The organism is Glaciecola sp. 1036 (genome assembly GCF_050306235.1).
In the GTDB taxonomy this organism is placed as follows: Bacteria; Pseudomonadota; Gammaproteobacteria; order Enterobacterales; family Alteromonadaceae; genus Glaciecola.
The window spans coordinates 21,495-36,431 of the sequence record NZ_JBLWFH010000001.1 but is presented as its reverse complement, the minus strand read 5'-3'; the positions used below and the strand labels follow the sequence as shown (position 1 = coordinate 36,431).

The window sequence follows — 14,937 nt, the reverse complement described above, 5'->3', positions numbered from 1 at the left end:
TTGCAATTTGCTCGGTATTTTAATGGTTTGAGCCAATACTTAACAGCATCAATTCACGTAAAGCGACAGAAAATTTGGCAAATTCGTGATTTTCAGATGTTTTGAACTCTGTCATCATGTGATACCAGCGCTCTAGCTTGGCTTGATTTTCTTCAATCCAACTTTGCAATATTTTGTCAGCATCTTTTTGATCAGGTGCTGAATGCAACAATACTATGGTTAATGCACGTTGTTGCCAATCAAGCTCCTCTCGATAAGAGGCTCGCGCAAGTGCTTGCCAGTGATTAGATACCGATTGATTATTAATTTGACGTAAAAACCAATGTAGTTCAAATGCATGGCCTAATTGATAATATAATCGAGCTACTAGATCGACGCTTCGATTTTCCTGCTCAGCAATATGTGCCAAGTCTAAGGATGAGAATAAATTACTTAAGCAAGCTATGCGCAAGGCATCCGCTTCTTTGAGATTATTCTTAACCAAAAACGCTTTGCGCTCTTCAACTTCGTCAACTTCTTCTTGGACTAAGAAATTAGTCAGATTTTTACTCACAACGTCAAAGGCTTTTCTATATTTAGATATGGCATCTTCAATAGAAAGTTCTTTTTCACCATGACGTAAATACCAGCGACAAGTACGACGAAGCGTGCGGCGCATCTCATCAAGTAGTTCTAGTTGTAAATTCGCATCAATCTGGTTGTCTAAATCTTCAACCGACGACCATAGTTCGCCCATATTAAATATGCCTTTCACTATGGTAAACGCGTTAACGATATCGACAATGCTGCTACCTGTCTCTTCCATAATGCGATAAACAAAATTTAAGCCCATGTCGTTCACTACTTCATTGGCTAATTTGGTCGCAATAATTTCAGCACGCAATGGGTGAAGTTGCATTTGTTCGCTGTATTGTTTTCCTAATATTGGCGGAAATGCGCTTATCAAATGCTGATTAAAATAAGGATTGTCTGTAATCTCTGATACATTAAACCTTTCTTTTAACACCATTTTTCCGTATGCCAGCAAAACCGATAGTTCAGGGCGAGTTAACCCCTGGCCTGATGCTAGACGTTCAGAAATTTCCTCATCTCCAGGAATAAACTCTAATTCCCGATTCAATGCACCTTCTTTTTCTAAACGATGAATAAAGCGCAATTGTTCTTTGATTAACTTTACGCCATCTAGTTGGGTGATCGAAATTGACTGTGTTTGGCGATAACAGTCATTCAAAACGATGCGTGCTACATCTTCCGTCATGTCATATAACAATTTATTTCGTTGCTTGAGGGTCATATCGCCGTTGGCAACCAAGGTATTCAACAAAATCTTAATGTTGACTTCATTGTCCGAACAATCAACACCGCCCACATTATCTATAAAGTCGGTATTAACTCTTCCACCTTTGGTCGCGAATTCAATTCTGCCAAGTTGGGTTAAACCAAGGTTTCCACCCTCGCCTATAATTTTCGCCTGAATTTGGCTGCCATTTACACGCAGACTATCATTCGCTCTATCACCAACCTCTGAATGTGATTCTTTGCTGCTTTTAACATAAGTACCAATGCCACCGTTCCATATCAGATCTACAGGCATTTTTAGTACATTATGAATGAGCTCATTGGGTGTCATGCTAACTTGTCTGGTACCCAACCAACGTTTCATTTCAGCGGTTAGTTTTATTGACTTGTCACTGCGTTTAAACACACCGCCGCCTCTTGAGATTAACTTCTTATTGTAGTCATCCCAAGTCAGTGAAGGATCTTCGAACAATCGTTTACGTTCTTCATAAGATTTTGCAGGGTCTGGGTCTGGATCAAAGAAAATATGCATATGATTAAATGCACATATAATTTTCGTTTGTTCAGACAATAACATGCCGTTTCCAAACACATCTCCAGCCATATCGCCAATACCTACACAAGTAAAGGGTGTGGTTTGACAATCAATACCAATCTCGCGGAAATGACGTTTTACCGATTCCCAACCGCCGCGCGCTGTAATGCCCATTTTCTTATGGTCATAGCCAACACTACCACCAGAGGCAAAAGCATCGCCTAACCAGAAGTTAAACTCCTGAGAAATACCATTAGCAATATCTGAAAAAGTTGCCGTTCCTTTATCCGCTGCGACAACCAAATAAGGGTCATCTTCATCAAGTCTTACAACTTGTTTTGGCGGGACCACCTGACCATCAATAATGTTATCTGTGATATCTAACAAGCTACGGATGAAAATCTTATAGCAGGCTTGTCCTTCTTGCTGCATGGTAGCCCTGTCAGCATTCATAGGCATGCGTTTACAAACGAAACCACCCTTTGCTCCCACAGGCACAATAACAGTGTTTTTAACTTGTTGAGCTTTTACTAAGCCGAGAATTTCAGTTCTAAAATCTTCCATTCTATCGGACCAGCGTAATCCACCTCGAGCGACCTTACCGCCGCGTAGATGAACCCCTTCAACTCGTGGCGAATACACAAAGATTTCAAACTTAGGTAATGGCAGTGGCATTTCAGGAATTTCAGCTGGCAATAATTTAAACGAAATATAAGCCTTATCGCAGCCCTGCTCGTCTTTTTGATAGAAATTGGTTCTCAATGTTGCTTTTATCAGGTCTAGATAGCGACGAATAATACGGTCGTCGTCTAGGTTAGACACGGAATCAAGCATTTTGAGAATAGATTCTTCAGTACTTTCAATTTTCTTTTGGGTTGACTTGCTTTCTGGATTGAAAATTTGATCAAAAAGGTTAATTAAAAGCTCTGCAATATCGGGATAGCAAGCTAGGGTATTAGCTAAATAATCGATACTGAACAAAGAACCAATCTGACGCATATACTTGGCATAAGCTCTAACTATGGTGACTTTTCGTCCTGGTATTCCTGCGCCTAGAATTAACCGGTTAAAGGCATCATCTTCTAGTTGTGCAGACCATACGTCAGCAAAGGCTTGTTGGAAAAGTTCTTGAGCCAACTCCATATTGAAGTTTTTGCCGCCTTTGTGCAGCATGCTAAAGTCCATTATCCAGTGTACACTGCCATCTTCGCAGGTCACTTTATAAGGGCTTTCATCCACCACTCTCAAACCAAAGTTTTCCAACATTGGGAGCACATCAGACAAATGAATAGGTTCATTTTTATGATACAGCTTTAACTTTACTGCATCACTTTCGTCTGACTCTTCTTGAGGACGATAAAATAGAATATCTAAAGGCTTATCATCAGAAAGGGTCTCAATACGTTGCAAATCAATAAGCGCAATACTCGGTAGGTTTTGCTCCTCGTAACTGTTTGAGAATGCGTTATCGTATTTTCGTTTTAACTCTCGGCCCTTTTCTTCGCCAAAATAAGAGACAATTTTAGTGTTTAATTTATCTTGCCACGATTTGGTCAACTCGATGATGTTCTTCTCAATCTCTTTCACATCAATCTCCATGTTATTATTTTCTACGCGGGCAATATAATGGGTTCGTGCGTACACGGACTCGGAAAAATAGGTGGTAAATTCAACTTCCCCAACGGCATTCAGGGACTTTTTCAACAGTGCTTGAGTTTCACGTCTGAGTTTAGTGTTATATCGTTCTCGTGGCACATACACCATACAAGAAAAGAAACGCCCGAACGCATCACGGCGAACAAAAAGACGACTAATACCTCTTTCCTGCATTTGAAAAATACCCATAATAATTTGCGACAATTCATTGTCTGGTGTTTGGATAAGTTCATCCCTTGGGTAAGTTTCAACAATGTTTACAAATGCTTTATATGCATGGGTACCAACTTCAAATCCGGCAATAGCGCACATACGGTCGATTTTTTCTCTCAACATCGGCAAATCAGTTGCGCTGCTGTTGTAGAAAGAAGCAGAGTAAAGACCTAAAAATCTATGCTCACCACATACATTCCCTGCGTCATCAAACTCTTTAACACCAATATAATCAAGATATGCTGGGCGATGTACCCGCGATAATGAATTGGTTTTAGTTAAAATTAATGGATTGTGGGAAAGCGCTTCTTCTCTAGCACTTGCAGGCAAATGAGACAATAATCGAACGCGGTCAGACACGCTCTTCTTCATCAACCCTAGGCTTGAGTCGTTCACTGGTACCCATTGATGATCGCCTTCAATAGGTTTTACTTGATAGTATCTATATCCCATCAGAGTAAAGTTGTGATCATTCAACCAATTTAAAAATGTTTTACCTTGGGCCTTTACTTCTGCCGAAGCCAAGCTATTTGATTGTTCAAATTCCTTTGTTACTTCAGCTAGCTTAGTGCGCATGGGTTTCCAATCACTCACTGAGAGTAGCACATCGCTCACCACTGAATGCAGCTCTTGTTTAAGGCCTGTTATATCTTTAGTTCTAGACTGGCGATCTATTTCAATGAAAAAGACAGTTTCAGAAGAATCAGATTTCTTTACGTCAGCCTTTTCTTTAAATGCAGTAACCTTGTTATTTTTATCTCTGGTTAAATGCAATGGTGTGTGGAGTAATAAATGAGATGTAATATTTAGACGATTGATGGCCATTCGCACCGAATCAACTAAAAACGGCATATCATTCACAATAATTTCGATAATGGTGTGAGAAGATTGCCATCCATGCTTTTCAATATCAGGGTTATAAACCTTAATTATCGGCTCGTCAGGGCTTTTTTCTTGCAATAGTTGCCATAGACTCAATACTGAGCCATAGAGGTCACTATCACTGCGTCCTTGTAAATCTTCAAAGGACATATTTTTAAATAGCAGTTTACTGAACTGCTGAATTAAAGACGCTTTATCTGTAGGAAGTTTATTGTTGATAAGTGAAAAAACATTTTCCAATAACACCGAATGTTGATGTTTGGTAGCTGTCATATGTTTCCTAATGTGGTTCTGTCGTTAAAAAAGTTAATTACAATAAGTCTAGACTATAAATATAGTATTTGTGTGACTTTAGTATCGGATATTTTCCTAAAATTATTAGTGGTTTACCAGTTTTTATTAACGCAAAATTTACAACTTGAATAGCTATTGTCATTTTTTGCATAAAAAAAAGGCCGCTAGGGCCTTTTCTAAATAATTACGCAAAAAAAGTTTTAGCGGGCTTTGTACCAGAGAATTCTGGCCAGCGCTGGTAAGACTAAAATTGCGCCTAACATGTTAACAACGAACATGAAAGTTAATAAAATTCCCATGTCCATTTGGAATTTTAAGGTCGAAAATACCCATGTGCTTACACCTATGGCCAAAGTAATACCAGTAAATAACACTGCACTACCTCTTTCCTTTAATGCCTCGTAATAAGCTTGTTGCACACCAAGACCTTCACGTAATTTACTGGTCATAGTAGACAGAATGTAAATCCCATAATCCACCCCTATTCCAACGCCAAGGGCAATCACCGGTAATGTGGATACTGTAAGCCCAATTTCTAGGAAGGTCATTAATGCCTGTGCTAATACAGATACCACATAAAGTGGGATCACTACGGCTAAAGTAGCTCGCAGTGAACGGAAACTTAACAAACAAAGTAAAATAACGGCGCCAAATACGTAGTACAGCATAGGATCTTGAGAAGCAGAGACAGCTTCATTGGTTGCAGCCATTACGCCGACAGGGCCTGAAGCTAATCTAAATTGTAGATTCTCAGAGCTGTATTCTTGGCTAATTCGTTTAACTTCACTAACCACATTATCAATAGTTTCAGCTTTATGATCACGCATGAACAAAATCACGGGCATGGCAGAGCATTCTCGGTTCAATAAACCCGAAGACGTATTTACGCGAGAAACTGATTGCACCATGGTGGCTTGGTTACGTGGTAACACTTGCCATTTTGGATTCCCTTCGTTGTAGCCTGCGTTCACTTTTTTAGCAATAGATGCCAATGAAATTGTGGATTGAACACCGTCCACGTTGTTCATTTTCCACTGGAAATCATCTATCGCTGACATCACATCATATTCAGTACAAGCGTTAGGGGTGGTTTCAGCAATCACAGAAATATAATCCACCGTAATTTCATATTTATCTGTAATTAAAAAAGTATCCTGATTGTATCTGGAATCTTCATGCAAGGCTGGTGCTCCTGCATGCAAATCACCAATTTTAAGTTGTTGTGACTGATAACTTCCAAGGGCAAACAGTATTGCGGTTACAAGGATAATTCCAACTGCTAATTTTGGTGAAGCACAGTTAGCTACCTTTTCCCAAATACCTGAATCCTTGTCTTTGTGTCGATCAGCATGCTGCTTAGATAATTTTACGTAAGACATAAGTACAGGAAGCAACAATAGATTGGTGAGAATAATGACTGCAACACCCATAGACGCAGTGATAGCCAGTTCACGAATAATACCAATATCGATGACTAACAGCGTCATAAAGCCAACGGTGTCAGATAATAATGCAATACCACCTGGTACTAACAAGGTTCTAAATGCATGTTGTGCAGAAACCTTCACTTCCATACCCTGCGCCACTCGTTTACCAACGGCGTTTATCATCTGCACGCCGTGACTCACTCCTATTGCGAAGACCAAGAAAGGCACAAGGATAGACATTGGATCTAGGCCGAAGCCGAACACCGTGAGTAGTCCAAGTTGCCATACCACCGCAATAAATGAGCACAACAACGGCAAAAATGTCAGCATAAATGAGCGACAGAAGAAATACACCATGACAGCAGTTATAGCGATTGCGATGGCAAAAAACATTACAACGTCTTTAGCACCATTGGCCACGTCGCCAATCATCTTGGCAAAACCTATAATATGAATTGATACATCTTCACTTTCATATTCAGCACGAATTTTGGTTTCTAGTGCTTCAGCTATCTTTAACGTATCAAGTGCCACGCCAGTTTCAGGATCAATTTCTAACAATTGAGCTGTGACCATTGCACAAGAAAAATCATTTGCAACCTGACGCCCTACAATGCCGGCTTTATCAACATTCTTCTGAACAAGATCTAGCGCGGATTGTTTTTTAGAATCAAAATCAGCGGGAATGACAGGACCGCCGGAAAAGCCACCTTCAACTATTTCGGTAAAGCGTGTTGACGGGGAAAAAAGCGACGTTACGGATGACCGATCCACACCATTTATAAAAAACAATTGGTCATGGACGTTTTTTAAAGTATCAAAAAACTCTGTATTAAATATGTTGGAGTTAGTATCACAAACTGAAACCAATACGTTATTAGCACCGCCAAAATTTTCTTTATACTGCATATATGTATGCATGTATTCATGATTTAACGGGATGTTTTTGGTAAAACCAGCATCTAATTTAAGCTGAGATGCTTGATAAGTAAGAAATACTGTCGTTGCAATAAAGGCTAAAATGACAAGTATTCTATGACGGAAGAGAAATTTTTCACATGTATCGATAAAACTATTCATAAATTATTTTGCCAATGAAACCGATTGAATACCATTGGCGGTGATAGCCAAGAGTTGATCATTTAAAATAGCTGCATTTGAAATAGATGAAGAAATATCTGTTTCTACGAGTGTTAAGGCTTTATGAGCACTGCAATTATCATTATTCGCTGGGTGTAATTCGTCAGAAAATAATTGCTCAGAATCAATGTTTAAAACAACGCCATTATTACCCACAGCAAATACTGAGTCCTCATCAAAAACGATTGAATTTAACGAGGTCGTAAGACAAGTTTCTATTGATGTCCAATCTTCATCATTGCGTTTGACAAACATTTTGCCTCTTAAACCAACGGCAATAAACAGGTTTTCTTGTATCGCTTTTACATCAAACAATGAACCTTGATAGTCGATATCATATCTTTCCCAAGATTTTCCCAAGTCTTGACTCACAGCGAGCAAACCACCCTCACCAGCCAGCAAAAGCAAATCACCCGCCTGATTTATACGATTAAAATTAGGGATAATATATGACAGTTCTTCGTTATAAAATTCAAGGTCGTCTTTAATACTGTCTAAATAATCTAAATCGTCTGCAGTTAACACTGAAGCATGTAACTCGGGGGTCCAAGTTTCTCCGCCATCAAGCGTGCGATAAAACATGCCATAGCCACCGACAGCAATTCCATGATTTTGATCTAAAAACATTACATCCAAAAACGGTCGTTCTAACGATTTATCGGAAAATTTTATTGACCACTTATCAGCGCCTTGGGTAGATTTCAAAATACTCGCATCATGGCCTACAGCCCAGTATTGATCTTGTATTCCAAATACCGCGGTTAATGTAGCAGTAGTTGGCACTTTGACTTGTTCAAAATCATTTACTTGGTTATCAGAAACAAGAATATGCCCTCTCTCTCCAACAATCACTGTTTGATTGGCAGAGTTAATATCGAGTAGCAATGACTCTTTTACTAGAGGCGCTAAATAGGCTTCATCGGCTCTAACACTTGCAAATACCAACAAAGCTATTACAACAAAAAAACTATTTTTTAACACAAATTACCTTCTTTAAATGCAAAAACGGTTGGCAAAAGCCAACCGAACTTTTACTAACGTATGCCTTGTCGCCTCAGCGCAGATTGAGTGAAATCTCGATCTTTCAGCTCTTCTTCAAAATCATACATTGTTTCTTCATTATCCAAACCTAAGGCCAGATAACGACGTGAATTTAAATCATGATAAACATCTAGTGTAGACCAATGTGTAGGCACATCATAATAGTTAACACCATAAGCCAATGCTACACGGTATAACTCGTTTCTGTTGTCGTACATATCAGCAACATGTACTTGCCAGCTGTCTTCATCAATGTAGAACACGCGTTTTTGATAAATGTGTCTATATTCGTCTTTTAAGGTTGCTTCAACTACCCAGACTCTGTGCTTTTCATAACGAGTTAAGTCTGGATTAATGTGGCCAGGCATTAAAATATCAGAGTACTTTGCTTTATCACTATGTAGTTTGTAGTTGTTATACGCAATATATAGCTCTTTTTTGCCTTTTAGTTCCCAATTGTAACGATCAGGCGATCCATTAAACATATCAAAGTCGTCTGTGGTTCTTAGACCGTCAGCCGCTGTTCCGGGGGCATCATAAGCAATATTTGGCGCAGCAAACACTTTTCTTTGCCCAGTATTATAGGTCCAAGCCATGCGTGGCTTTTTAATTTGATCAACGGTTTCATGTACTAGCAATACAGTACCAGCTAGTCTTGCTGGGAATGTTACCGACTGCATAAACTTAAACAAAATATTGTCTTCAACCAGCTTGTCCGCGGTCATTCCCGTTTCTGAGTACTTGATCAGCAATTTTTCATCAAATCCTATAACGTTATAATCACCATTTGCTGTCACAGCAGCTTGACCACCATAACGTTGTACTGATTGTCCACGATAACGTAACAAGTGATTCCAAATAGCTTCTAGACCGTTTTGCGGAATAGGGAATGGAATACCAATGGCCGCCCCTTTTATGCCATTACCAGCATTTAATAACTCGGCACTAGTAGCATTTGCTTTAGTTGCTTCATACACAAATTCAGGGTTTGATGCCGTTCTTCTGGTTTCATAAACAGGCATCTTGAAAGTATCAGGATATGCTTCAAACAAAGCAATTTGCCCATCACTCAAACTGTCTGCATATTCTTTATAGTTTGCACCAGTGATAGTGAACTGAACCTTGTCCTCTGGAAAGGGATCAATATGGAAATCACCTTTGCTATAACCGGCTGGAGGCGTTGTAATTCCGCCTGTCCATGCAGGGATACTGCCATCAGCATTACCCGCTTTTAAGCCTCCTAGAGGCGTTAATTCATTTCCAAGCTTCGCCGCTTCTGTTTCTGAAACTTTTGCAATAGCGGTACTACTGGCTAAAGTGATTGCAATACTGGCTGCAATAACACCTAAATTCTTGATCATATTAATGTCCTTAAATTGCATACTTAATATTAAATGAAGCAAAGTCTCTGTCTGCTAACGCATTTGTCGTACCTATGCCGCCCCAAAACGCACTGTAGGACGCTGTAAATGACCATTTACTTAAATAGTCAAAGGTAAATGACAAATTAGCTGACTTGCTATCTTCAAGGAATAAGAACAATGGATCCGGCGTAGTTCCTTCAACATCGTGAGAAAACGTTGCTCTGGCTCTTAGATTGATACCGGCAAACACGTTATTAAAATCTGCAATGGCTAATAGTCTGTATCCCCACGCATCGTCTGTTGCGAATGGGTTTTCTTCTGGACCATCAGAAATCCCCGTATGTAATCCTTCACGGTAATTATTGGTACCCGGGATAGGTTCTAAAGAAGGCGTTCTTGACGTACCTGGTGCATTCAAACGAATAACACTAGGGTCAGGAAAGTCTTCAACCTTTACATAACCTGCTTCTCCTAACAATATTAGGTTATCAGCACCTAACGTAGGCCCTAATACATGAGACGCAGTAAACTGCATTTGGAAGGTATCAGATAATAAAAAACCTTCCGCAGTTTCACCTGGACCTACCGAGCGCCCAATATTATTTAACTGGGAGATGCCTAAAAGCTCTGGTCTCAGACCAGCCTTAGCCAACTGTTCTGGATTCCCCATATATAGGAGTTCGATGTCATCTATCTGTAAAGGTTCATCCATACGGTAAGAAAATTCACCAGAAAGTGCTGTAGTGCCCACATTTGTATTGAAACTTAAGCCCACTAATTGAATGTCTTCTGGGTATACAAATCTAGCTTCTGTAAAGGCACCAAGCTGGGTCACTGTATCTCTGGTAACGCCCTGAGTCGCAAGCAAATTCAAATCAGCTTGAATACTTTGCGGTGTAAAATCAGACGCGATTCCTGAAATTAAAGGTCGCTGACTATGATAATTGATGAAATACAAACCAAACTGGGTAAAGTTTAAATCTTCTGCGAACCAACCTAATTTGACACCATATTGGCCAGAATCGCTGGCATAATCGTGTGCATGCACGCTTGGTGCTCTTACTGTTACACGCGTTGGATATGCGAAATAAATCGACGTTGCTTGTTCAGGTGTAATCATACCTGCACCTAACGCGGCGCCAAGGTCGTTAAGTTGTGTTATTAAAGTGTCAGCATCCATGTCAGCATAGCTACCAAAGCCAAACTGAATGTTATTAAATGAACCACCTTCCCCAGCAAAGTCATTAGTTGCGAAGTAGCTACCTGCTACAGGCAAACGTGATTTCTCCCACTCGTACTGATAATAAGCTTCAACGCTAATTGTATCTGTAACACCTATTGAACCGTATACCATACCAACGGGAATGAATACTTCTTTCAGTTCTGCACCCGGAGAGCGAGCACGTGTAACATCCACTGGATTTGTTGTGTTAATGCCGTGTTGAATAAAGGTACTTTCACCCCATGCTACAACCTGATCACCTAAACGAAGTGATACCGGCATGTCGCCTGCGTAAAAGTCTGCATAGACAAATAAATCTAAAAGTCTGACGTCTTTACAAAGCTCAGACGCTGCTCTGCTGTCTCTACAAGGATCAAAACTGTTACCCGTAATTGGATTTTCCCAGTCTCTATCGTTATCCATTAATTCGAAATCGTAAAAATAGAAACCACGCGCAAATAAACCATAATCTCCATAGCGCATATCAAGTTCGTGCAAACCGATAACTTGGGTTGAAAATGCCTTGCCTTGGTCAAAGTTTAAGTCGCCCAAATCACCATTGGTTGAATAAGCGCCCTCGCCCAAAGACCAAACATCAGCGTTTGGATAGATCGGATTAGTTGCTGGGTTATAACCTGTCCAATTGAATTGCGGGTCGTTTGCGTGTCCAATTAAACTGAAGTCTCTCGATTCTGCTCTTATACTAGTCGCTAGCGTAAATGTAGAATCAAGTGTTACTTCTAAATCTCCGAAATTCCAATTTGCCGCATTTGAACTAAAAGATGCAACTGCCAGTGCGGCAGCTACACCTAATGCTAATGTCGTTTTGTTGTGTGCACTAGGCTTGTTTGACATGCGATTACCTTCTCCAAAATAAATAACCGTCGCTACACTCAGTGTAGTCACTAGTATTAAATTAACAAAATGATTACATCATTTTGACTCAATCGCAAGAACTAATCGTACCAGTTGTAAATAAAACATGAAATTTTGCGATATTAAGCTTTAAATGGTTATTTTTTAATCTATTTTTACTAGTTTTTTAAAATTATTGTTGGCATCAACGGTCAATTGATAACGACCTTTGATGCCAGATGGGGTGAGTAAATTGAGTATGTGTCGCTTTTCGAGTTGCAACCTTTTCCCATTAATATCATTCACCACAACGTATTTTATGCTGTGATCATATAAAGATTTGCACTCTAAATAGTTCATTGAAATATCAAAAATAAAGGTTTTCAATTGTAAAAAACACCCTTATATCTAATTTTTAATCAGTGCCTTACTGGTTTTTTCAAATAAATCCTTGCTTAAACCTTTGGCATTAAAAATCCGTTGTAGTTGCCCTTCCATTAACTCTCTATGCTTTGTTGCGTAACGCTTGAATTGTAACAACGGCGTTATCAGTCGGCTCGCCACTTGAGGATTAATTTTATCCACCTCAATTATCTTGGAGGCTAAACATTTATACCCTTCGCCGGATAATTGATGAAAGCCAGCAATATTATAATGCCCAAACGTACTGTAAAGAGCCCGTATTTTGTTAGGGTTTTTAGGAATATAAGCGCTATGAGCTTCTAACAATGTAATTCTAGAAAGTATGTCCTCTCGCTCTGTTGTTGCGTGCAACGAGAACCATTTATCCATAACCACAGAATCACTGCCATAGCTTTCTTCAAAGGCTTGCATAAGATTATCAAACACATCAAGGTTAATTTGCTGGGCCACCTTCAAACAATTGAGTTTTTCCGTCATGTTGTCTGATGTTTTATATTTGTTAGTCAACCATTTTAAGCTTTGTGATGCTGTTTTATCATTCAAACCTGCAAGTAGCAGCCAGGCTTTATTGGCTTTTCGTGCATGCACTTGGCTTTGCTCATACGCGTAAGCGCTTTTTGTTTCAGTTGCGAGCACTTTTTCAAAACACTTCTCACCAAGCGCGTTGGCAAACCTTTCATTCACTTCTCGTATAGCGTTGTGCAAAGATAATGGATCGATTTTTTGCAAACCAATTGATAATGATTCAAAACTTGGCAAGGTAAGTATTTCTGCAATGACATCGTCTGAAAGCTCGCTATTAATAAGATAGTCTGCCAGTGCATTAATATCTTCATCTATAGATTGCTGGCTTTGGTTATACAAGGCTAGTATGTGAGCACTGTAAAGGCGCTGGGCAGCATCCCATTTAGCATAGTCAGAAGATGAGAATTTAACGATATCTAGTAATTCTGCATTAGTGTATTCATAGTCCACTATCACTGGGGCTGAAAAATTATCATTTAATACAGGTACTACATCTGTGTAAGAAGTATTTACTTGTACTTTCGCGCTATCGACTACCAAGTTATTCTCAGCACTGTTGGCAACAAGATGCTCATTACCAGATTTATCGATAACGCTCATTGCTAACGGGATAAATAAGTCTTGCTTGTCTTTTTGATCAGCGGTTGCAGGATTTTGTTGTGAAATAATAAATTCTGTTCCATCACTATCAACAGATTTGACCACGCTGATTAGCGGTGTTCCACTTTGCGAGTACCAACGTCTAAATTGGGTTAAATCAACTTCTGTGACGTCTTGCATAGCTTGAACAAAATCATCACAGGTAACAGCCTGACCATCGTGACGTTTAAAATAAAGGTCCATCCCTTTTCTAAAACCATCAACGCCTAGCAATGTGTGTAACATACGAATCACTTCTGCACCTTTGTCGTAAACGGTAACTGTGTAGAAGTTGTTCATCTCCATGACTTCATCAGGTCTTATGGGGTGACTCATAGGGCCTGCGTCTTCGGCAAACTGATATTCTTTTATTACTTTGACTTGAGAAATTCGTGTTGATAATTCACTGCTCATATCTGCACTGAATTTTTGATCTCTGAACACGGTTAAACCTTCTTTCAAAGACAATTGGAACCAGTCTCTGCAGGTCACCCTATTTCCAGTCCAGTTGTGGAAGTATTCGTGAGCTATAATAGATTCGATATTGAAATAGTCTTCATCCGTTGCAGTAGCAGGTTCGGCCAACACAAACTTTGAATTAAATACATTCAAGCCCTTGTTTTCCATGGCTCCCATATTAAAGAAGTCGACAGCAACAACCATATAAATATCTAAATCATAAGCAAGTCCAAACGTATCCTGATCCCATTGCATCGCACGTTTTAAGCTATCTAGGGCGAATTGACCTTGGTGTTTGCGTCCTAGCTCCACATAGAGTTGCAACTCAACTTCCCGCCCTTCACTGGTGGTAAAGTGGTCAGTTAACAAATCAAAATTTCCAGCCACTAATGCAAATAAATAACTAGGTTTTGGGTGAGGATCGTGCCAAACCACAGTTTTTTGGGTATCTTTTATCTCTTCTGACACTAAGTTTCCGTTTGATAAAAGATAAGGATAGCTAGCAGCATCAGCTGTAATAGAGACCGTAAATACCGATAAAACGTCAGGACGATCTAAATAATAAGTTATTCGACGAAAGCCTTCAGCTTCACACTGTGAACAAAAAGTGTCTTGAACAAAGTACAAACCCTCTAAGGTCGTATTACCCGCTGGGTTTATCAAGGTTTCGATTTCTAGTGTAAAGCTGTCTAGGTCGGCATTGATTTCTAAGTAGTCTGTGGCAACTTCATAGTCTTTTCCAGCAACTAAAAGCTGCTCATTCACCCTGACTGTTTCTAAAATTAGATTTTCACCGTCTAACTTTATTTTCTGTGCTTCAGGGTGGTTACGCGTGACCTTTAAACTGGATGTAACCTTGGTTTTTTCTGGAGAAAGAGAAAATGCTAAGTGAGTTTCAGAAATAACATAATCTGGCGCTTGGTAATCCAAGCGCTTTTTACTAATAGCGACAGACATAGTTTA

At 39.5% G+C, this 14,937-nt stretch carries 7 protein-coding genes; all 7 read right to left on the bottom strand.

Annotation, left to right across the window (positions count from 1 at the left end; translation table 11 throughout):
• Positions 1-19: 19 nt before the first annotated feature.
• Positions 20-4,858, bottom strand: a complete 4,839-nt coding sequence (locus ACNKW3_RS00120) for an NAD-glutamate dehydrogenase (protein ID WP_427397256.1) — start codon at positions 4,856-4,858, stop codon at positions 20-22.
• A 221-nt stretch (positions 4,859-5,079) separates the two neighbouring features.
• Entirely contained in the window at positions 5,080-7,386 is a 2,307-nt protein-coding gene (locus ACNKW3_RS00115) for an efflux RND transporter permease subunit (RefSeq protein WP_427397255.1), read from the bottom strand.
• Between the two features lie 3 nt (positions 7,387-7,389).
• Entirely contained in the window at positions 7,390-8,427 is a 1,038-nt protein-coding gene (locus tag ACNKW3_RS00110; protein WP_427397254.1) for a WD40/YVTN/BNR-like repeat-containing protein, read from the bottom strand.
• A gap of 53 nt (positions 8,428-8,480) precedes the next feature.
• A complete protein-coding gene (locus tag ACNKW3_RS00105; protein WP_427397253.1) occupies positions 8,481-9,848 on the bottom strand; it encodes a DUF1329 domain-containing protein in 1,368 nt (455 codons plus the stop codon).
• A 10-nt stretch (positions 9,849-9,858) separates the two neighbouring features.
• Entirely contained in the window at positions 9,859-11,928 is a 2,070-nt protein-coding gene (locus ACNKW3_RS00100; RefSeq protein ID WP_427397252.1) for a DUF1302 domain-containing protein, read from the bottom strand.
• A gap of 165 nt (positions 11,929-12,093) precedes the next feature.
• Positions 12,094-12,315 carry a DUF2835 family protein gene (locus ACNKW3_RS00095; RefSeq protein WP_427397251.1) on the bottom strand — a complete coding sequence of 74 codons (222 nt, stop codon included), beginning with the start codon at positions 12,313-12,315 and terminating at the stop codon, positions 12,094-12,096.
• A gap of 21 nt (positions 12,316-12,336) precedes the next feature.
• A complete protein-coding gene (gene pepN, locus ACNKW3_RS00090) occupies positions 12,337-14,931 on the bottom strand; it encodes an aminopeptidase N (RefSeq protein ID WP_427397250.1) in 2,595 nt (864 codons plus the stop codon).
• Between the last annotated feature and the right edge of the window lie 6 nt (positions 14,932-14,937).